This is a genomic window from Pseudomonas sp. NFPP02, from assembly GCF_900119355.1.
In the GTDB taxonomy this organism is placed as follows: Bacteria; Pseudomonadota; Gammaproteobacteria; order Pseudomonadales; family Pseudomonadaceae; genus Aquipseudomonas; species Aquipseudomonas paracarnis.
Genome location: NZ_FPJI01000018.1, coordinates 53,160 through 74,418, shown reverse-complemented (window position 1 = coordinate 74,418; position 21,259 = coordinate 53,160). Strand labels below are relative to the sequence as shown.

Genomic DNA, 21,259 nt, shown 5'->3' with positions numbered 1-21,259 from the left:
ACCGCCTTAGGAGTTTACCTACTCGCATAGCTTGTGTTGGTTGCTACGTTGTTTCTCGACGGTTCTTAGGGACGAGAACTCTGCCCTTGATTGGTTCAGAGGAAACAGACATGTCGAGTATCAGCCCTAGTCGCGACACCCTTGCGTTTACGCCGCCGCTACATTCTGTGAGCCCGGCGGCAAACGCCTTCCCCGACCCCGTTGTTCGCAGCAAGCGCGAAGCAGCCTCAAATCCTGCTGTAGATAGTCCCCGACGATGGACGCTGCAACCTGTGCCCTTGGCGTCGAGCGAGGGTGATCACCGCCTGCGTAACGAGCTGGCGACATCAGCCACGCGCCACGCGTGGGATTCCCTCGTCCAGATCCCCACCGACAGCACTTTCTACGCAGGCTTTGCCGCTTTGCGCAGTGCGTTCAATACTGATGAAGTCAAGGCGTGGATTATGAGCAAAGGCATGGCCCTGGATACCGTGGTGGTGAAACCGGATTCGATCACAGGGCTGGTCTTAAGCGGTCGCGTGGGAACGCGAAAGACGTTCACTCTGAACGACGATTCTGGCTGGTGGCAGGTCGGGGCCCGATTGCGCGCCGCTGCCACGGCGTTGGATAGGGCGGGTAATGGGGTGGCTTATGTGCCGGAACAGTCCGACCGGTTTTCTCGCAATGCTGTCTTGCAGTGGCATGACATCACCCCGCCAACGAATGCCGATGAGTTGGCGTTGGTGCGTGGACATCTGTTGGCGGAGGAATGGTCCGGTTGGTCAACCGAGACAAAAGGCCGGCTGCAGGGCAGCAGCCTTGCGGCAAGAAAAACCATCGACCGGCTGGACGAGCGTCAATACCTGGCAGGTTGCCTGGCTGATCTGGTTCGCAATCGACCCGACGACGAAGAGGTGTCGCTGGCCGATGCGCAGACGCCGATCGGCGCCACGTCGGTGCTTGCCAGAGACGGTGCCGACAAGGCAGCCGTGCGTGATGTACTGATTTCTCACGGCTTCCTCGTACCCAAGACCGCGAAGGAAGTGCGCAATGTCATTCGCTGGTTGCAAGCTGCGGTGGCGCCTGCCCCTGCGCTGGGTAATTACGCGCAATTGCTTGCACGACCATGGGCACCGGGCATGTTGTCTGAAAATGACAAACGTTTGATAGCTCAGTTCATGCGCGACGATGCCATCAGCCGCAGCGAACCGAGTCTATTGCGCGCCTTGGATTTTCGCGGCGTACTCGATGAGCACACACCGCAGGAGGTGCGTGCCAACGCCGACAAGATACTGGAGCGGATCCTTGACCAACCGTTAGCTCTGGACTGGGGCAAGGCCGCTGCTCGCAGTCTGTATTTTCAGGGCACGTCCGGTACTTATGACTTATCGACCCTCGAAGCCAAGCAGTGGGAACTCACGGCGGCTCTGCTGCAGATCGACCCCGAGATGCCTCGGCGCCCTGGGAACGTTGCCGGTTATGACATCTATCAGCCCGCCAACAGTGGACGGACGATGGCGTCGGTACGCGCTGAAATCGAGACCCAACTGGCTCAGAACACCTTGCTCGATCCAAAGACGGTACCGCTGGCCGCGCATCTGTTGTTGGCCAGTAGCGCGCCCGAGTTTCTGGTCCGGGATATCCCTTCCACGATGCGGATAGGCTCGGTGGAATGGGCCGACTTTCGCCTGGGGGTCACGTTTGCCGAGCGTCAAGGTGGGCCTGGTTGCTCGCGGCGCATGAGCTACACCGAAATTATGGGGCTCAGCCGGCTGAGCACCAGTACGCCGGGCGAAGCGGCGGTATTGGATAATTATGGGATCGACGTGTTACTCGATTGGGGCTTGATGCGCGGGCTTTATGAAAAGCCAGTGGATGGCCGCTACACACAGCAGCACCATCTGCAGGCCATCACGGCTTTCAATGAGGAGTGCGAGCAACTCGTTTATGCGTTGGAGCAGTTCAACCTGCCGCTGCCTATACGAGAAGACTCGGCGATCAGGAACTTGCAGACAGTATTTCCAGGCCTGAGCGCGGAACAGTTGAAAGCCATGCGGGTGTACATCGCAGACGCGGATGAACGCCGCAACATGAAGCTGTCCGAGCCGAGAACGCGTACGCTGATCGAGACGTACATGACCGGCGACCTTACAAGGGACCGGTGGATGCTGCTGGCGCCCGGGGAGCAGCCGCCACAACCAGCCCGGCGCAACTCTCCATTTGTCATTCCGCGGCTGAGCGCATCCGACCAGGCAGCCGTTGATGCCAACGTGCAAGCGTTGAACGCCAGGATCGCCCATTTACCGGATGTGCAGGCCCAGTTGCCCGGTGAAGTCGATGCCTACCTGGACAAACTCAAGCAGGGTTTGAGCATCGCCACAAGACGCATGATCGCCCAACTGCCGTTGGCTGATCGCCAAGCCTTGGAGTGGGGGGACGTGGACCTGTTTGCCTTGCGCGAGGCAACCGATAGCGTGCCTGAGATAGATGTAACACCGGAGCAGGTGGAGGAGCGCAGAGGGCGAAAGGGCACGCTGATACGCTGTAATTACAACGGGGTAATCAGCTACTTCGAGGTGTTCCCGGACAAGCTGTTGATCGTCAAGCGCGAAGACCTGCCGCGTGATTTGGCCCTCGGGGGGACCTTTCAAACGGTGCCGAAGACGTATGGGCCTTGGGCGGTGTCAGAGCTCCCCGTGCGGCTGGGCGCGGTGGAACCATTTGATTTTGCCGCTTACAGCTCCAATGCCTTGCCCAGGCCCGGTGTGACCTCGCCAGGTGTCATTATTGATAAGCTGGGCGAGACCCTGCACGCTACGCCGGTCTCTGTACAGGGCGAGGCATCCAACCAGGTGCCTAACAGTTTTTCGTCGCCCCGCACCCAGTCAATTGTCGATCGGATCATGCAGGGCAATTTTATCCATCATCGTGCCAGCGTGCTGAAGGTCGCGCATGGCATGTTGCCGCTGGAACAAAAGCGCGAAATATTGCGACGCAACGACAGTATTTTGTTGAGCATGATCCCGTTTGTCGGGGCCGTCATTGACCTGACCAAAGGCAACATCGTTGAAGGGATGCGCGGGCTGATCATCGACACCGCCGGGGCATTCGCAGGTGGGGCATTTGGAACCTTGAAACCGCTCGTCAAGTCCACAAAAGCTGTGGCTCCCTTCGGCGTCAAGGCGTTTCGCGTACTGGAAAAGGGGGTTGAGGTGGTCAGTGGCTTCTTGAACCCATTGGATGGCGCGGCAGATTTGATGGCCGCTGGAGGGAAAGGGCTCGTCGCGCTGCCTAAAGCGTTAGGCAGGGCATCGAACCCCTCAGTGCTTTTAAAGCTTGGCGTGGTGGAAGAAAAACTGCGCACTTGCCTGGGTGTATCAAACCAGTTGCAGGCGCCGCACAATGTCCAGGAGCAGGCGGTTCAGCCTGGTGCTCATAACGGACACAATCATTCGATACCGGTGTACGCGGTACAGACCGATGGACGTTGGTACGCGACCCATCCAACGACCGGGTTGCCGACCGGCACGCCGCTGGATGGGTTTGAAGCACTGCCCGCATGACGACCTGAAACACTTCAGGCAGCGCCCTCGCCGTGACGTACGGGGGGCGCTTTCGATCAGTTGAGTCCCAACTTCCCACGCAAAGTGGACAAATCTTCCGCCAGTGTATTGACCGGGCCCACTAAAGCCTTACGGTCGTTTTCCTTGACTTTGTCGTAGGTCTCGAAGCCGCCATCCGAGGTCTTGTATTTGGCCAGGATCTTGTCCACGGCGGCGAAGTTTTTATCGACCTTGGCCAAAAATGCCTTGTCTTGGTGGTCGATCTGGCCACGGAACAGGTCGACGATTTTCTTTGCACCGTCGATGTTGCCTTGGAAGTCGTACAGGTCGGTATGGCTGTAACGGTCTTCCTCACCGGAAATCTTGGTGGCGGCGACTTCCTCAAGCAGCGCTGCGGCGCCGCCGACGACTTTTTCCGGCGGGAAGGTCAGGCCGTCAACCCGGGTTTTCAGGTCCAGCACGTCCTTGTTGAGTTTATCGGCCAGGGCGGCGAGGCCCTGGGTGGTGTTCTCGGAGAACAGGCTGTACTCGATGCGGTGGAAACCGGTGAAGTCTTCGGCCTTGACGCCTTTCTCGTGATCGTCGACGCGTGAGTCGATGGACGCGTCGAGGTCGCTGAACAGCTCGGCGATCGGCTCGATGGACTCATAGTGCACGCGAGTCGGCGCGTAGAGCTTCTTGGCGGTGGCCAGGTCGCCTTTATTGATGGCGTCAGTAAACGCCTGGGTCTGGGTGACCAGCTCAGCGATTTCTTCGGTGACGTAGATTTTGTAATCCGACACCGGGCCCACCAGGTCCAACGGCGCAGTAGCGGCGAAGCTTGCCAGTGGCGAAAGGCTGAGTAACAACAACGCGATAGACGACTTCTTCATGGGATGCATTCCGCTGTGGGGTGTTTTAGGTCTTGGCAGGGGGGTGAGGGTGCGTTGCGGCGAGCAGCGTGCGTCCGATGAAATCCTTGGGCCCGGTGACACCCGGCAAGGTAAAGAAATACCCGCCACCCACTGGCTTGAGGTACTCCTCCAGCGGTTCGCCGTTGAGCCGGGTTTGCACGCTGATAAAGCCTTTCTCCAGGTCAGCCTGGTAGCAGATGAACAACAAGCCCATGTCCAGTTGACCGTTTTTGTTGACGCCGTTGGAGTAGTTGAACGGCCGCCGCAGGATCAGGTTGGCCTGGGTCTGCGGGGTGCGCGGGTTGGCCAGGCGGATGTGAGCATCAAGCTTGGTCAACTTGCCTTGCGGGTCCTTGCGGTAGTCCGGGACCTGGGTTTCGTGCTGGCCGTCCATGGGCGCGCCCGTGGGTTTGATACGGCCGATGATGCTTTCCTGTTCTTGCAGCGGGGTGCGATCCCAGCGCTCGACAAAGTTACGGATGATGCGCACGGCCTGGTAACTGCCATGGGCGGCCCAGGCCGGCTCGTCGCTGGTGGGCTGTACCCAGACGATCTGGTCCATGGCCTTGTCATCGTTGGAGTTGGGGTTGGCCGAGCCATCGCGAAAGCCCAGGAAGTTGCGCGCACTCTGTGCCGGTTCGCCGGGCTTGGCCGGTGCCTGGGGCGGCACGCTGCCTTCTTGCTTCCAGCGCACCAGCAGCAGGTCGGGCAGGTTTTTGACGATGTCGCGCAGCGCGTGGATATTGGTGTCCGGCGTGTTGGAGCTGAACTGCAGGCTCAGGTCGCCGTGACACTGCGCCGGTTCCAGTGCATCGTTGGGAAAGCCGACCATGCGACTCAGGCGCTTGGGCTTGGCGGCGGCAAGGCCGAAGCGTTCGTCGAACAACGACTCACCGACCGATACTGTAATGGTCAGGTTATCCGGTGTGACCACAGGGCCAAGGATGCCGGAATCGGTGGGCGGCAATTTCGGGTCGACCTGGGGCACGGTGCCGCCGGTCATCAGGAATGCGATGCGCTCGTTGAGGGTGCGGAACAGACGTTCCAGGTCTTGGCGGTCGCTGGCCAGTACATCGAACGCCACGACCATGCCGCAGGCCGGGCGCGGGGTGACGATGCCGCTTTGGTGCTTGCCGAAAAACGCCTGGTGGTCCTGGGTCTTGTCACTGCGCGGTGCGGTGGTGACTTGCTCAGCCGCTGCCGCCATCGCCGGGCAGGTCAGGCTGCTGCCGGCAATCGCAGCGCCGGTGGCCGCCATGCCCAACAGGACGCGGCGACGTTGGAGGTCAAACTGTTCTGTATCACTCATGTATGCGGTCGTCTTCACTGCAGGCCGGAAAGGCCAAGGGCGGGGTCGATTCCATCGAGTGCAACGGCCAGTGCCTTGGCCTTGTCGCCGATCTGCTTGCGCTGATCGGCTGTAACCTTGTCGTAGCTGGGGTAGCGGTCATTCACCTTGAGCCCGTCGAGTTCGCTGTCGAAGGCGTTGAGCGCGCTGTCGATAGCGGGCAACAGGTCGGCGGCGGACTTGACCAGCAACGGGCGCATCAGGTCGACCACCTTGCGCGCGACCTGCAGATTGGCGGCAAAGCCGTTCAAGTCGATGTGGCTGTAGCGTTCCTCTTCACCGCTCGCGGCCCGCACGTCCGCCAGGCTGTTGAGGTTGCGGACCACGATGCTCACCAGTTGCTCCGGGGGCAGGGACTGGGCCAGTAATTGCTGCTTGAGCGTGGTGACGTCGGTAACCAGGCGTTGGGCGACCGGCGCGAGGCCATCAAGGCTGTGTTGCTGGAACAGGCTGTATTCGAGGCGGTGGAAGCCGCTGAAGGCAGGGTCCTGCTCGCGCTGTTCAAAATAATCGGCGCGGGCATTGATCGCGTTATCCAATTCGGCCAGACGCTGAGACGCCGGCGCCAGGCGCTGATACGCCTCGCGCGCCGGTACATACAGCGCCTGGGCCTGGGCCAGGTCGCCGGCGGCGATGGCCTGTTGCAGGACCGTTACGGCCTTGACCAGCGCACCGCCTTGGCTGCTCAGGTACACGCGAAACTCCGACAACGGGCCGATAAAGGCCACCATCGACGGCTTGGCCTTGGCCTGGGCGTCAGACTCTGCCGTGGGCGTGACATGCAAGGTGCCGCGAGGGTTGCTCAGCAGGCCACAGGTAATGGCGTAGTCGCCGGGCAGCAGGTTGGCGTTGATCACTTGGCTCAGGCCTGGGGCGATGTTTTCCCGCTCTTCGACCACCAGCACGCCGTCGAGGATTTCCCACTCCACCGCGCGGTCGGAGCGGTTGATGATGCGAAAGCTGGCATGTCCTGCTGGTACCGTCAGGGCGTTGGGTTCGCAGGCGTGGCCGTGGATGGTCACCGCGATTTCATTGTGGTTGGTCTGGCGCTTGCCGGCGGCCAATTGCGAGGCGTAGTAGAACAGGCCTCCGGCGGCGATCATCACCACCACCGAGCCGGCCACGCCCCAGCGCAGGGCGCGGGACGGCGGGGCCGATTGAGGGGTTGGGTTGGACAAGAGACGGTCCTTACTGGCTGGAAACTGAAGAGGTATTGGCAACGGGCTGGGTAGGGGCCGCGGGCAGGAAGAACATCACCAGGGCCACCACCAGGTAAATCAGATAGGCGCCCAGGGTGCTCACGGTCGGCGCCTCCTGGTAACCGAACATACCGGCCAGTACCGAACCGAGCGGGCTGTCCATGGGCAACGCAGCGCTGAAGTCGAATAGCACGGTCTGCCAGTGATTCCACACGCCGGCTTCATGCAGGGCTTGCACCGAATTGGCGAGAATGCCGGCCGCGACCACCAGGATGAACAGGCCGGTCCAGCGGAAAAACGCACTGAGGTTCAGGCGCATGCTGCCGGAATAAATCAGCAAACCCACAACAATGGCCAGCGCCAGGCCAAGCAGGGCGCCCACCGGAGCGCCCGGACCTTCGCTTTGCTGGAACACGGCCAACAGGAAGAACACCGTCTCCAGCCCTTCGCGGGCCACGGCGAAGAACACCATGGCGATCAAGGCGAACACCTGATGCCTGGAGCCGGCCAGCGCATGATCGAGGGATTCATGCAGCGAGTGTTTAATCGAGCGCGCCACTTTGCGCATCCAGAACACCATGGAACTGAGGATGCCCACGGCCACCAGACCGACGACACCTTCAAACAATTCCTGCTGCTTTTGCGGGAATTCCGCACTGACCAACTCCAGGCCGCCGCCCACCAGCAGCGCCAGCGCTGCCGCCAGGAACACGCCGATCCACACTGCAGGCATCCACTGGCCACGCCCGGTCTGTTGCAGGTAACTGGCGATAATGCAAACGATTAATGCCGCTTCAATGCCTTCGCGCAGCATGATTAAAAAAGGAACGAGCATCGGGCACCCGGGCACAACTAGTTAGGGAGCTAAGTTGTAACATAATGATACTCATTGCTAAACAAGAAATATTGACCTTTGCTGAACGTGGGCTGAACGGTGGTGGCGAAGCGCAACCGCCTTTATGATGCAGACCACCCAGACTGCAGCCGGACAGTTCAACGCCCCATGTCGGAAAAAGACACTATCTCCATCCACCTTGTGCGCGAAGCGCTGTTGCACAGTTGCGCGCCGGGAGCGGCCACCGTTGAGGCATTGAGCAAAGTCGGGATTGACCCGGCGTTGCTTGAGCAGCCCGACGCTCGCGTGGCGGCCACGGCCTATGCACGTCTGTGGCGCTTGCTGGCGCGGCGCAGGGACGATGAGTTTTTTGGCATGGACCCACGCACACTCAAGTCCGGTAGCCTGGCGTTCCTGTGTCGCGCCTCCATGGCGCAACCCAGCCTGGCGGCCGGCCTGGAAACCGGCTTGGGGTTTCTCTCGTTGATGCTTGAGCATCTTCCGGCCCAACTGGTTCGCCAACAGAGTCTGGCGGAGATCGTCCTGCTGGAACCTGGTGAGCCAAAACGCGCTTTTACCTATTTCACCTATTGGATGATCGTCCACGGCGTCGCCTGCTGGCTGGCGGGGCGGCGCATCCCGATCCTCGCCATTGAACTGCGTTGCGCGCAGCCGGACTTCTGTGACGATTACCGGGTGATGTTTTCTGACAACCTGCGCTTTGACCGACCACGCACACGCATGATTTTTTCAGCCGATTGTCTCGACCTGCCGATCAAGCGCAGTCTGGAAGAACTCAAGCGCTTCCTTGCCCGTGCGCCGGCCAACATCCTGGTCAAATACCGCGATCCCGAAAGCCTCGCCACCCGCATCAAGCACGACCTGCGCCAGATGCCGCCCCATACCTGGCCTGAAACCGAGGGCCTTGCGGCCAGCTTGTGCATTTCCGCTTCCACACTGCGCCGCCGCCTGGCAGAGGAGGGGCAGACTTATCAGGGGCTCAAAGACGGTGTACGCAAGGAGCTGGCGATTGTGTGGCTGGCTGAACCGCAGATCAGTTTTGCCGAGATTGCGTCGCGGTTGGGGTTTGCCGATACCAGTTCGTTCTACAAGGCGTTCCGCAAGTGGTCCGGGTCCAATCCGGGGCACTTGCGCAGCCTGATTCTGCGCGACGCGAGTTGAGTCGGCGGCATTTAGCGTAGCGAAAGGTCTGGCTTGTGCCTCGTCTTTTTCCTATGGAGCCAGCGCAGACCTTCTCTCAGTCTGGAAACCCTTATTGAACGCTGGGTCATGGACGTGTTATCAAAAGTTCCTGCAGCAATACCTCTTCTCTCTTCAGCGCGTTTCGGTCCCCCACCTTTTGTTACCCCCCCTGAGGTCTCGTCATCGTGGGTTGCCGGGTCGGATCCCGCGCAACACAGATTCACTCAAGGCGAGGCGGACGCGATTGACCGGCAAGCCTGGTTGACCGTGTTGGAGCGCAGTGTGCTCGATAAGGCTGACTATGCCTTCGTCGACCTGGCGAACCTGCGGTTTAACCTGGCACCCCGTCCTGGCGCCGTCGACAAAGACACCACCGCGCTGGCGTTTCTGCAACAACGTTTTCCAGGGCTGAGTGGTGAAAACCTGCCGCGAACGGCCGCGCAGGTGCGTAACCTGATCAATTGGCAGCGTCTTGGGCTACCATCGAGTCCTGCCTTGGGCAACTACACCTGGGCATCTGCGCAGGCACCGGAGCCAGGCCACCCAAGCCTGAGCCTTGACGAACGCCAACGCTTGGTCGAGGCGTTAAGAACCTATGTCGGCGACGGCATCCTCACCAGCATGAACGTGACCACGCAAAACATGGATGATCAGATCACTCGGCATCTGAGTAGCCATGCACCGCTCAATCGCTATCGGCAGAACACATTGCTGGCTGCGATTGGGCGTGATCCTGCCGGGTTTACAAACAAGCAGCGCAACCAATTGCTGCTGACTGCCCTGATGTTGAGCATTGACCCCGAGCTGGGGCAGCGTAGAAACCATATCGCAGGTTATGATCTGTATTCACTGGCTAACGTCGGGCGTACCCTGGCAGAAGTCAAGGGCGACTTGAAGGCGCATCTGGTGCGCAATGGGCGCGTGCGGCCCGAGGCGGTGGATGCCACTGTGCATATCATGCTGGCCAGTGTCGCTCCAGAGTTTGTGCTGCCAGACACGCCGGATACGTTGCGCATCGGCTCTCCTGCCTGGGTGGTACTCAGGAAAACTGTCGCGTTGCTGGAGGAGTCAGCAGAGGGCTCCAGCCGCACCCTCACCTATGATCAGGTGCTGGAGCGCGCCATCCTCCAGGCCCTGACGCCGGAGCAAGTGGTGTTGTTTCATGCCATCGAAACAGAACCGCTGCTTGATTGGGCAACGATGCACGGGGTCATTGCTCGGCGAGCGGACGATCAGTACACCGCCCAAGACCTGCAAGTCGCGGCGACAAAATACAACGACTATATCGAGAGCTCTCATCAGGCGCTTATAACACTGAGCACCCCGATAAAAGACCGGCGAGCGCGAGCGCAGGCTGACCTCGAACGCGTGCTTCCGGGGCACGATCTGAACGAACCGATGCATACCGTGGCGTACCGGTTTCCCCAGTTGCTGTCTAATATGGTGCCCGGGTTACCCTGGTTGCAGCGCAGTCTCGGCTTTAAGGAAAGCCTGGTTGACCTGCACATGAGCGGCAATCTCAAGTACGGTGAATTTGCCTCGACCAAGCTTGTGGATATGACTGGCGCCACGTTGTTCAAAGATGAATATGACCCCAGGCTGGCTTCCCTGCGGGTGCACTTCACGAGGTTGAAACATTCCGGGCAGTCCCTTGCCGAGGCTGTCAAGGGTGATACCGAGCGTTTTCAAAAGGCCGTCTCCACGGGCCTGAAAGACATTCTCAGCAAAATGCCCTACGCGGACCGGCAGGCACTGGCCACTCAGGAACTGACCTTTTATCGAGTCGAGGCCGAGTCCATTAATGGCGCAGGTACTTCCATAACAGATGCCGATGAGCAACTCCAGGCGGTGAGGGGGCGCTATGGCTTCCTGATCGGCGTCGGGCAGGGCAAAGATGCCAAGTGTTATGAGTTTTTTCCCATGAGCGGGACCTATGTCGAACGGCACGACTTCAAGGCGATGCTGGACAAAGGCGAGGCAATCGTCCCGCGGTTGTGGGTGACCCGTATGAAGTCCCACGTGGACGGTCCACGGGCGGGGGCATCCGAGGTGCAGATCAGGGCATTGCGCGAAACACTGCCGGCGGCGACATCTTCACAAACGCTGGCACCGCTTGGTTTTTTTTCGGAGCGGGCCAATGCGATTGCTGACTACGTAGCCCAACGCAATCTGGTGCTGGATCCCGAACAACTCCTCACTACCGCAATGGGGCAAACGGCCTCGGAGCGTTACCAGGATCGGGTCAAACGGGTCAGTAAAACACTTGTAAATACATTGATTCCCTTCAAGGCTTGCTACGACGACATTGTCTCCGGGCACGTCAAAAAAGATCTGAGAGCGTTGACAGGGTGCGCCACCGACGTTGCGGTAGCCATTACTGTCGTCGCAGGAGGTGCAGCGGAGGGGGCTGCAGCGTTCGATAAGGCGCAAACCGGCTTTTCCAGGCTGGCGGCGGCTACCCGGGCGGTGGGGACAGTCACCAACGGTTTGCTCAATCCATTCGCCGGCCTCTCTGAACCTCTGCTCAAAGCCGCCAAGTGGGTAGGAAGCCGCCTGTATCGGCTTGGAGAGAAGTCCCAGAGCGTGGTGCGCGCCGCTTGGAAAGCGCAACTCGAAGAACAACGGGTCGGGCGCGTTCGGCAAATGCGCCGCGACTCGCTAAAAAGCACAGAAAAGCCGCAGGAAGAGCGCCCGGTGGAGACGCAACCGAACGAAGGCAAGGTCAAGCCAGGGCCGAGAGCCACACGCGCGGAGGTCAAGGAACTCATCGAGCGTTCGCAGCCGCTGATGGTGTCCAAGGTGGACGATGCACTTAAAGCGCTAGCAGACCCTGCGCTGACTGAAGACGTGGACTTTGTGCTCAAGAGCTTCCAGGGCATTAGACCTGATCACGCACGAAAACTGATGACCTCTCGCCTTACACGGCTCAAGACCAACGCTCAAGCGCTGACCACCAGAAACATAAAGTTCATGCGCTCCCGGGACCAACGATGGGTGGCGCAGGTCATCCCGGAAGATTTCAAGGTCGATAAGACGGGGAAATTCATGGAGGTCAACATCGATGGTGCCAAGCGCTATTACCAGCATTTCGGCTCCCACGAAGGCGCTATGAGCAACGCGTTGATTCATGAATTGGACCACCTGCCAGGCCCTGTGAGCCGAGGTACGCTTGATCTCGCCTACCTCACGCGGTTGAGAACAGATGAAGAAAATGCGGCAGGTTTGCTCAACCTGGCCAACGGGCATACCGACCCTGCAGTGTTGGTCCTGCCAGGTGAAGATGCACCAGTCCTTGTGGGCAAGACGGGCGTCAACATGTATGGCTCCCGCGCCGGCAATCTCAACGCGGAGTCCACGATGACCAGTGTTGCCCTGCTGTCTCAGCTCAAGACAGACCCCAACTTGTTCAAGCAGAACCGCGCGATAATTGAAGCCGCGCAGGCGGCTTTTGGGGAATTACCGATCACCGATCAGGTACCCATAAGAATCGTCAGCAAACGCTCTGCGCGCGCCCCCGCGCCAGGGTTGATCTACGCGATGGACCAGGGCTCCAGGAAGCTGATCGGAGTTTACCGATTAATGCAGCAGCCTCCCGGTACAGTGCTTCCCGAGCGCCCGCTCACGCATCAGCCGGCACGTGACCAGGCGTTCAAGGCCTATGTGCAAGAGCACTTGGTATTTTAAAAAAGGTTCTTTTTAGAATGGGCCGCCAGGACGGCACCTGACTTGCTTGAAAGTGGCGTTACAGGCGGGATCAGGAAATAACTGACAGCGCCCTTCGCTTGAGTATGACAGACCCTGCCTTATTGTTTTTAGGAAGTGGCTGGCATATCCGAAGCAAAAAATCGTGCACAGTTTTAATGGTGATCCTACGCGGCCGCTACAGAGGCTTTTGGATAGAGGGGTCACAGTACTTAACTGTGAGGGCGTTGCTATAGCTGAATGAGCACGTGGTGTGATGACCTTCATGCGTTAAGTTTTCAATCCATAATGTGATGGTGAACTTATGAAGCGTTTAATTGCGTTACCCTTTAGTGCGTTGATGGTGGTGTCTGTTCAGGTGTCTGCGCTTTGCTTGAATATTTCAGAGAGCTTCACCGGGATAATCGGGCCTGGAGGTGATAGTGTCGCCCATGGTCCCTTCACGATAAGTGGTGCGAACGGTTGCTCCGGCGCAAATATAAATGCCATGGTTTCCGCTGGCGGTGCAGGGAGAAGTCCTCAGATTTATATTGATCAAGAGGTCGGCAGTTCCTGGAAAGCCGTCGCCGGTAACGCGCTTTCAGCCAATACTTCCTGGGTAGGAACCTCAGGTACCTATCGAGTGAGGCTTCACAACCCGGATGGGGAATCAAAGTCCTATTCGGGTACCGTTAGATACGGCCGCTGACCCATAGATAAATAAGGTGTGCCAGAGGTTCTGGCACACTTCGATTTGGGTTTCTGCGTCGGGATCAAGCATGCTCTTCGACTGACAGATCATTTTTCGAAGAGTTCGAGAAGTACGCCAACGCATTAATAGCGCGATTAGCATCCACCATCCCTTTTATGTATTCAGGAATGCCTTGCGATCGCCCCACGCTTGGGTTGCTTTTAACAAAGTCAAGGTAATCATCCAGCTTTTCGTTGAATAGGGCGATTGCGTTGAATTTTACCTGTGTGTTTGTTTGTTTTCCGTTGGCATCAAATGCACCATCTCCAAATGTGAATACGCCGAAAGCGTTTGCATCAATGATATTGCTCTCGTACAACCGCCTTCCGACCACTTTTAGCTCGTCAGTGCTAATAGATGTCATGTCATAGCTCTTTAAAAACTGCTTCAGGTCAGCAAGATGCGTTTGCTGCCACACTCGCAGTTCATCAACGGCTTTGGACTCTTCAGTAAAAGTAAACGTGTTCGTCGTTTTCTCTGGGTTTTTGATGACAAAAGCATCTGCCTGCTTAGAAAGCGCATTGGGCATTACCACTCTCATATCCATGCTCGTCTCCTTATAGGATGAAAGGTTCACCCTGCTATCGACCCCTTGCGACAGATATTTAACCTGTTTGAATATTTGGGAAACTTCTTTCAGATAAGTATTACACGTAGGCCAAATTGATTGATCCGCTAATGCCAGGCTAAAAAAAAGCCCCGCGACCGAATGGATCGCAGGGCTAAAAATTGGCTGGATGCGACCAACCAAAGGAGCTCTTTACATCACTTGCTGCTAGCCACCACTGTATCCGGCTGCCAACCACCCCCAAGGGCCTTGTAGATTGCGACGATGCCGCGATACAGGTCGACTTCGGCCTGGGCCTGGGCGTCTTCGGCGGCCAGGCGTTCGCGCTGGGCGTCGAGCAGGACCAGGAAGTCCACGGTGCCTTCGCGGTAGCGGATCGCCGCAAGGTCGGCGGCGGCGCGGCTGGATTCGCTTTGGCGGATCAGCGAGACCAAACGTTGCTGGCGCTTGCCGTAGTCGCTGAAGGCGTTTTCAGACTCTTCCAATGCCAGCAACACTTGCTGTTCATAGGTCGCCAGTGCGCCATCGGCTTCGGCATTCGCGCCACGCAAACGCGCGCGTACGCTGCCCAGGTCAAACGCGGCCCAAGTGATGCTCGGCCCTAGAGACCAGGCATTCGCGGCGGCCGAGCCGATCTGCGAACCGCGCCCGGCGGTGAAGCCGAGGAAACCGCTGAGGCTCACCCGTGGGAACAGGTCGGCCTTGGCCACGCCGATACGTGCGGTGGCGGCGGCCAGTTTGCGTTCGGCGCTGAGGATGTCCGGGCGCCGTTGCAGCAGTTGCCCTGGGTCGCCAATCGGCAACGCCTTGGCAATCGCTGGCAAGTCTTTCGGGCTCAGGTCCACGCTCAGCTTGTCGGGGCGCTGGCCGAGGAGGGTGGCGATGCGGTTGCGCTCGCGCACTTGTTCAGCCTGCAGTTGCGGCACGCTGGCTTCCACCGCCGCCAGGCGCGCATCGGCACGTTCCACGTCGAGCTGATCACCGACGCCAGCATCACGCAGGCTGACGGTGATGGCACGCGACTCCTGCTGGTTCTTCAGGTTGTCCAGGGCAATACGTTCGCGCAGTTGCGCACCGCGCAGTTGGCCGTAGGCATCCACCAGCTCGGCAATCATGGTGACTTGCAGCTGGTACAGGTCGGCTTCGGCCACCTGTTGGTCGGCGTCACTGGCTTCCAGGTTGCGGCGGATACGTCCGAACAAATCCACTTCCCAGGCCATGTCCAGGCCCAGGTCGTAGCGCTCGCTGTTAACGCGTTTGGTGGTCTGGCCGGGAATCTGGCCCTTGCCCACATCGCTGCTGGCGCGGGAGGTGACCACCGGCATGATGTCGTTGGCCGCATCATCACGGATGGCCCGTGCCGCCCGCAGACGGGCGAAGGCCACGCGCAGGTCGCGGTTGCCGCTCAGGGACTGGGTCACCAGCTGGTTGAGGGTCGGGTCGTCGAACTGCTGCCACCAGATGCCTTCGTATTTGGCGTGGTCGTAGCTCTTGGTGTCGGCGGCGGCCGTGATATTGGCCGCCTCCAGTTGCTGGGTCTTGTAGTCCGGGCCTACGGCACAGGCGGCGAGCGCCAGCACCAACAGGCTCGGCAGGAATACTTTCACACTCATTGCTGTGTCTCCAGCTTCAAGGCCTTGGCCGCTTTGCGCGCTTCACTGCGCTCGACATAGCGACGGATCAGTACGTAGAACACTGGTGTCAGCAACAGACCGAAGAAGGTCACACCGATCATCCCGGAGAACACCGCCACGCCCATGGCATGGCGCATCTCGGCGCCGGCACCGCTGGAGAGCACCAACGGCACCACACCCATGATGAACGCGAACGAGGTCATCAGGATCGGCCGCAGACGCAGGCGGCAGGCTTCCAGTACCGCGGCGAGCGGATCGAGGCCTTCCTGCTGTTTATCCTTGGCAAATTCGACGATCAGAATCGCGTTCTTGCACGCCAGGCCCACCAGTACGATCAGGCCGATCTGGGTGAAGATGTTGTTGTCGCCGCCCGAGATGATTACCCCGGTAATGGCCGACAGCAGCGTCATCGGTACGATCAGGATCACCGCCAGCGGCAGGCTCCAGCTTTCGTATTGGGCGGCCAGTACCAGGAACGCCAGCAGCACACAGAGCGGGAACACGAACAGCGCGGTATTGCCCGAGAGGATTTGCTGATAGGTCAGGTCGGTCCACTCGTAGGTCATGCCGTTGGGCAGTTCATCTTTGAGCAGTTTTTCAATCGCGGCCTGGGCCTGGCCGGAGCTGTAGCCCGGCGCGGCGTTGCCGTTGATTTCTGCGGTGATGAAGCCGTTGTAGTGCATCACGCGGTCCGGGCCCGAGGTGTCGCTGACCTTGATAAAGGTCGCCAGCGGGATCATCTCGCCTTTGTTGTTACGCACTTTCAGTTGGCCGATCTGGTCAGAGTCCTGGCGGAACTGTTGCTCGGCCTGCACGTTGACCTGGTAGGTACGCCCGAAGCGGTTGAAGTCGTTGGCATACAACGAACCCAGGTAGACCTGCAGCGTGTCGAAGATGTCGCTGATCGCCACGCCGTGGGTCTTGGCCTTTTCGCGGTCAATGGCGGCGTCGACTTGCGGCACGTTCACTGTGTAGCTGGTGAACAGGCCGAACAGTTCAGGCACGCCGTGGCTCTTGGCGATCACGTTCTGCACTTCTTTATACAGCTCGTCGTAGCCGAGGTTGCCACGGTCTTCGATCTGCAGGCGGAACCCGCCGATGGTGCCCAGGCCTTGTACCGGCGGCGGCGGGAAGATCGCCATGTAGGCTTCTTCGATATTGGCGTATTGGCCGTTCAGTGCACCGGCAATCGCACCGGCAGACATGCTTGGGTCTTTGCGCTCATCAAAGGGCTTCAAGGTCACGAACACGATGCCGCTGTTCGGACTGTTGGTGAACCCGTTGATCGACAGGCCCGGGAAGGCAATTGCGGCTTCCACGCCGGGTTGTTTAAGGGCGATCTCCGACATGCGCTTCATCACGTTTTCGGTGCGGTCCAGGCTCGCCGCGTCGGGCAGTTGGGCGAAGGCCACCAGGTATTGCTTGTCCTGCGCCGGTACGAAACCGGTCGGCGTGTGGGCAAAGCCGAAGAACGTCAGCACCATCAAACCCGCGTAGACGAACAAGGCAATACCGCTGCCGCGAATCACACGGCGCACGGTGCCTACGTAGCCATGGCTGGCCTTTTCGAAAAAGCGGTTGAAGGGACGGAACAGCCAGCCCCCGAAGACCTTGTCGAGGAACTTGGAGAAACGGTCCTTCGGCGCGTCGTGACCGCGCAGCAGCACAGCGGCCAGGGCAGGGGACAGGGTCAGGGAGTTGAACGCCGAGATCACGGTTGAGATCGCGATGGTCAAGGCGAACTGCTTGTAGAACTGCCCGGTCAAGCCACTGATAAAGGCGGCTGGAATGAACACCGCGCACAGCACCAGCGCCGTGGCGATGATCGGGCCGGTAACCTCGCTCATGGCTTTTTCGGTCGCCGGGAACGGCTCCAGGCCCAGTTCGATATTACGCTCGACGTTCTCCACCACCACGATGGCGTCGTCCACCACGATACCGATGGCCAGCACCAGGCCGAACAATGACAGGGCGTTGAGCGAGAACCCGAACAGGTGCATCACCGCAAAGGTACCGATCAAGGATACCGGCACCGCCACCAATGGAATGATCGAGGCGCGCCAGGTCTGCAGGAACAGAATCACCACCAGCACCACGAGGATCAGTGCTTCAAACAGGGTATGCACCACCGCTTCGATGGAACCGCGCACAAAGATAGTCGGGTCATAGGCGATGCGGTAATCCATGCCCGCCGGAAAGCTCTTTTTCAGCTCGGCCATTTTGCTGCGTACATCGTTGGAGATGTCGATGGCATTGGAGCCTGGACGCTGGAAAATCGGAATCGCAACGGCGGGCTGGTTATCGATCAACGAGCGCAGCGCGTATTGGCTGGAGCCCAGTTCGACCCTGGCGATGTCCTTGAGGCGGGTGATTTCACCGTTGGCGCCGGCGCGAATCACGATGTTCTCGAACTCTTCCTCAGTGACCAGGCGGCCCTGGGTATTGACCGACAACTGGAAGCTTGTGTCACTCGGCGCAGGCTGGGCGCCCAGGGCACCGGCTGCCACCTGGCGGTTCTGCTCGCGGATCGCCGTGACCACATCAGTCGCCGTCAGGTTGCGCGAAGCGGTTTTGTTCGGGTCCAGCCACACGCGCAGGGAGTAGTCGCCCATGCCGAACAACTGCACGTCACCGACGCCGCCCAGGCGGGCCAGTTCGTCCTTGATATTGAGGATCGCGTAGTTGGACAGGTACAACATGTCATAACGCTGATCCGGGGAGGTCAAGTGCACCACCATGGTCAGGTCGGGGGAGGCCTTGTCCACGGTAATACCGATGCGCGTCACTTCCTCCGGCAGCTTGGGCTGGGTGCGCGTCACACGGTTTTGCACCTGCACCTGCGCGTTGTCCAGGTCGGTACCCAGGGCGAAGGTGATGGTCAGGGTCAGCTTGCCGTCGGCGGTGGACTGCGAGGACATGTACAGCATGTTCTCGACACCAGTGATGGCTTGCTCCAACGGCGCGGCCACGGTTTCACCGATGACTTTGGGGTTGGCACCCGGGAAGTTGGCGCGCACTACCACGGTCGGCGGCACCACCTCCGGGTATTCGCTGATCGGCAGTTGAAACAGCGAGATTGCACCTGCGATCAGGATCAACAGCGACAGCACCGCTGCGAAGATCGGCCGTGAAATGAAGAACTTGGAAAAATTCATCTTGAGTCGTATCCCTTAACCGCGTGGAGTCGCGACGCTTGCGAGCTTGGGCGCGGGTTTCTCCGGCGCCACTTGCTCCAGGTTGCTGGCTTCAAGGGCTTGTCGTTGTTGGGCCAAGGCGGCGAGGGTTTCCTTGCTGGCCATCGGGATGGTTTCGGGTGCGACCGGCGAGCCTGGGCGTACACGCTGCAGGCCCTTGACGATCACGGTGTCGTCCTTGGTCAAGCCGCTACGCACGATGCGCAAGCCTTCGATTTTCGGCCCCAGTTCCACCGCGCGATAAGCCGGCTTGTCGCCGTCCATCACCAGCACGAATTTCTTGCCCAGGTCAGTGCCGACGGCTTCGTCGTTGATCAACACCGCCGAATAGGTGCCGCTGCCGACCAGTTTCAAGCGCGCATACAGGCCAGGGGTGTATTCGCCCTTGCTGTTGTCGAACACCGCACGGCCACGGATGGTGCCGGTAGCCGGGTTGACCTGGTTGTCGACGAAGTTCATCTGGCCCAGGTGCGGGTTACCGGTTTCGTTGGACAGGCCCAGGTACACAGGGGTGGTTGCGCCGCGCCGGCCTTCACGGGCCAGTTCGGTGTACTTGAGGAACACGCGCTCATCGGCATCGAAGTAGGCATAGACCTTGTCGGTGGAGACCACGCTGGTGAGCGCAGTGGTATCGGCGGTCACCAGGTTGCCGGCGGTGATTTCGGCACGGCTGACGCGGCCACTGATGGGCGAGGTCACGCGGGTGAAGCTCAGGTTCAGCTTGGCCAGGTCCAACTGCGCCTGGATCCCGGCCATCGCGGCACGGGCTTCCTGGGCGGCGGTGGTGCGCGAGTCGGCCAGTTCGGCGGAGATCGCATTGCTCTGGCGCAGGCGTTCGCCGCGTTGCGCTTCGTTTTCGCTGCGGGTGGCGGCGGCTTTGGTCTGAGCCAGTTGGGCCTCCAGGCGGCGTACTTCGGCCTGGAACGGGCGCGGGTCGATCTGGAACAGTAGGTCGCCTTTCTTGACCAAAGCGCCTTCAGTAAAAGCGACTTGGTCAATCTGGCCGGACACCCGAGGACGAATCTGCACGGTTTCCGGCGCTTCAAGGCGCCCGGTGAACTCGTCCCACTCGTTGACCGGTTGTTCCAGCACCTTGGCCACGCTGACCTTGGCAGGAGGCATGGCGGCCGCCTGTTCCTGGGTCTTGCCGCACGCGCTCATCACCACCACGGCCAATATCGCCAGAGGGAAGCGCAAATGTTTGAGTGACTGTTCCATGAGGTGCATCCGCCAATGTATTTGAGATGGGCGGATCATGCGCGGGGAGGTGCTATGTCACGAATCGAATGAAGCAAAGGTAACTATCATTCGGAATGATATAAGCGCGGAGTCAGCCCTCTAGCATGGGGGTTTTGTTAGGGAGCTATCAATGTGATTGATGACAAAAGACTGTTGCTGAGGGTGCAAGGAACTTTCCCAGCAATCCGTGGGACCATCACCGCGCCTCAAACGCGTCGCCCAGAAAGTCGATCAAGGACCGCACCGACGGCATCAGCCCACGCCTGGAGGGGAACACGGCGGTGATCACGCCTTCAGCGGGTTGCCATTCAGGCAATACGGCAATCAAACGGCCATCGGCCAGTTCGTCTTTCACGACTACCTGCGGCAGGTTGGCGATGCCCACGCCCGCCAGTGCTGCGTTTTTCAGGGTCGACATATCATCGCTGACCAGGCGTGGCGTGTGCGCGACCTGGGCCGTCGCGCCGTCCGGCCCGGTCAGGTCCCACAGGTACGCAAGCAACGGGTTGCCCCAATGGATCGTCGCCAGCCCGGCAAGGTCAGCCGGTAGCGAGGGCAGGGGAGCGTCCTGCAAAAAAGTCGCGCTCGCCACCAGTACCTGAGGACTTTTAGCCAGTACCTTCATGACCAGCTCACTGCTTTCCAGCGGCGGGAAACACAGGTTCAAGGCCATGTCATAGCCTTCGCTGATGATGTCGACCTTGCGGTTGAAGCTTTTCACGTTCAGTTCGACGCTGGCGCATTGCGCCATGAATTGGGCGAGCATCGGCGCCACCCAGTAGTTGAGCAGCGCAGTGGTGCAACTCAAGCGGATCACGCCCCGCGGCTCTGATTTGTTGAAGGCAATCACATCTTCGGCCGACTCGGCTTCGGCAATCATCGCCACGCAATGGCGGTAATAGGCCTGGCCGATATCGGTGACCTGGAACTGGCGCGTCGAACGCTGTATCAGCCGCGCCCCCAGCCTGGCTTCAAGCTGGCTGACTCTGCGGCTCAAGGTCGATTTGGGCAGGTTCAGCGCACGGCCCGCCGCCGCAAAGCCGCCGTACTCGACCACCTTGGCGTAGAGGAAGAGTTCGTTGAGGTCGAACATGGGCAGTGTTCCATTTTTGAGATGACCAAGATTAATTCAACTTAGCCAGTATCGACAGCCATGTACACTCCGTTCAAAT

Annotated in this window: 12 protein-coding genes; 3 read left to right on the top strand and 9 right to left on the bottom strand. The window is 59.6% G+C overall.

Translation table 11 applies throughout. The features are described from left to right. The first annotated feature begins 110 nt into the window (after window positions 1-110). Window positions 111-3,542, top strand: coding sequence for a hypothetical protein (locus tag BT204_RS24895; RefSeq protein WP_139271547.1), 3,432 nt, complete (start codon window positions 111-113; stop codon window positions 3,540-3,542). 56 nt (window positions 3,543-3,598) lie between these two features. Here BT204_RS24895 and efeO (BT204_RS24890) read toward each other — a convergent pair whose 3' ends face one another. The 4 genes from efeO (BT204_RS24890) to efeU are packed head-to-tail and all read right to left on the bottom strand — an operon-like array spanning window position 3,599 to window position 7,817. Continuing rightward, window positions 3,599-4,414, bottom strand: coding sequence for an iron uptake system protein EfeO (gene efeO / locus BT204_RS24890; protein ID WP_034127360.1), 816 nt, complete (start codon window positions 4,412-4,414; stop codon window positions 3,599-3,601). A 25-nt stretch (window positions 4,415-4,439) separates the two neighbouring features. Beyond that, window positions 4,440-5,744 carry an iron uptake transporter deferrochelatase/peroxidase subunit gene (efeB, locus tag BT204_RS24885; RefSeq protein WP_034127406.1) on the bottom strand — a complete coding sequence of 435 codons (1,305 nt, stop codon included), beginning with the start codon at window positions 5,742-5,744 and terminating at the stop codon, window positions 4,440-4,442. A gap of 14 nt (window positions 5,745-5,758) precedes the next feature. Beyond that, a complete protein-coding gene (efeO, locus tag BT204_RS24880) occupies window positions 5,759-6,961 on the bottom strand; it encodes an iron uptake system protein EfeO (RefSeq protein ID WP_057977296.1) in 1,203 nt (400 codons plus the stop codon). A gap of 10 nt (window positions 6,962-6,971) precedes the next feature. Further along, the gene (gene efeU / locus BT204_RS24875) at window positions 6,972-7,817 is read right to left on the bottom strand and encodes an iron uptake transporter permease EfeU (protein WP_072448596.1); all 846 of its coding nucleotides are present in this window, start codon (window positions 7,815-7,817) and stop codon (window positions 6,972-6,974) included. Between the two features lie 168 nt (window positions 7,818-7,985). Here efeU and BT204_RS24870 point away from each other — a divergent pair, with 168 nt between their 5' ends. Further along, on the top strand, window positions 7,986-8,999 hold the full coding sequence (locus tag BT204_RS24870) for an AraC family transcriptional regulator (protein WP_072448594.1): 1,014 nt from the start codon (window positions 7,986-7,988) through the stop codon (window positions 8,997-8,999). 303 nt (window positions 9,000-9,302) lie between these two features. Beyond that, window positions 9,303-12,704 carry a hypothetical protein gene (locus BT204_RS24865; RefSeq protein WP_072448592.1) on the top strand — a complete coding sequence of 1,134 codons (3,402 nt, stop codon included), beginning with the start codon at window positions 9,303-9,305 and terminating at the stop codon, window positions 12,702-12,704. Between the two features lie 770 nt (window positions 12,705-13,474). On the opposite strand, the gene BT204_RS24860 is transcribed toward BT204_RS24865, so the two are convergent. The 5 genes from BT204_RS24860 to BT204_RS24840 form a co-directional block, all read right to left on the bottom strand. Continuing rightward, window positions 13,475-13,999: a hypothetical protein gene (locus BT204_RS24860; protein ID WP_072448590.1), complete on the bottom strand. Its 525-nt coding sequence runs from the start codon at window positions 13,997-13,999 to the stop codon at window positions 13,475-13,477. A gap of 218 nt (window positions 14,000-14,217) precedes the next feature. Continuing rightward, window positions 14,218-15,633, bottom strand: a complete 1,416-nt coding sequence (locus BT204_RS24855) for an efflux transporter outer membrane subunit (RefSeq protein ID WP_034127366.1) — start codon at window positions 15,631-15,633, stop codon at window positions 14,218-14,220. Further along, on the bottom strand, window positions 15,630-18,809 hold the full coding sequence (locus BT204_RS24850; RefSeq protein ID WP_034127367.1) for an efflux RND transporter permease subunit: 3,180 nt from the start codon (window positions 18,807-18,809) through the stop codon (window positions 15,630-15,632). The genes BT204_RS24855 and BT204_RS24850 overlap by 4 nt, the downstream gene beginning before the upstream one ends. 15 nt (window positions 18,810-18,824) lie before the next feature. Then, window positions 18,825-20,066 carry a multidrug efflux RND transporter periplasmic adaptor subunit MexE gene (gene mexE, locus BT204_RS24845; protein WP_034127407.1) on the bottom strand — a complete coding sequence of 414 codons (1,242 nt, stop codon included), beginning with the start codon at window positions 20,064-20,066 and terminating at the stop codon, window positions 18,825-18,827. A 217-nt stretch (window positions 20,067-20,283) separates the two neighbouring features. Next, window positions 20,284-21,180, bottom strand: a complete 897-nt coding sequence (locus BT204_RS24840) for a LysR substrate-binding domain-containing protein (RefSeq protein ID WP_057977305.1) — start codon at window positions 21,178-21,180, stop codon at window positions 20,284-20,286. Window positions 21,181-21,259: the final 79 nt, after the last annotated feature.

Bases quoted from the DNA above. Each gene is read 5' to 3' on its own strand.
- BT204_RS24895 (WP_139271547.1), top strand. From the start codon at position 111: ATGTCGAGTATCAGCCCTAGTCGCGACACCCTTGCGTTTACGCCGCCG.
- efeO (WP_034127360.1), bottom strand. From the start codon at position 4,414: ATGAAGAAGTCGTCTATCGCGTTGTTGTTACTCAGCCTTTCGCCACTG.
- efeB (WP_034127406.1), bottom strand. From the start codon at position 5,744: ATGAGTGATACAGAACAGTTTGACCTCCAACGTCGCCGCGTCCTGTTG.
- efeU (WP_072448596.1), bottom strand. From the start codon at position 7,817: ATGCTCGTTCCTTTTTTAATCATGCTGCGCGAAGGCATTGAAGCGGCA.
- BT204_RS24870 (WP_072448594.1), top strand. From the start codon at position 7,986: ATGTCGGAAAAAGACACTATCTCCATCCACCTTGTGCGCGAAGCGCTG.
- BT204_RS24860 (WP_072448590.1), bottom strand. From the start codon at position 13,999: ATGGATATGAGAGTGGTAATGCCCAATGCGCTTTCTAAGCAGGCAGAT.
- BT204_RS24855 (WP_034127366.1), bottom strand. From the start codon at position 15,633: ATGAGTGTGAAAGTATTCCTGCCGAGCCTGTTGGTGCTGGCGCTCGCC.
- BT204_RS24850 (WP_034127367.1), bottom strand. From the start codon at position 18,809: ATGAATTTTTCCAAGTTCTTCATTTCACGGCCGATCTTCGCAGCGGTG.
- mexE (WP_034127407.1), bottom strand. From the start codon at position 20,066: ATGGAACAGTCACTCAAACATTTGCGCTTCCCTCTGGCGATATTGGCC.
- BT204_RS24840 (WP_057977305.1), bottom strand. From the start codon at position 21,180: ATGTTCGACCTCAACGAACTCTTCCTCTACGCCAAGGTGGTCGAGTAC.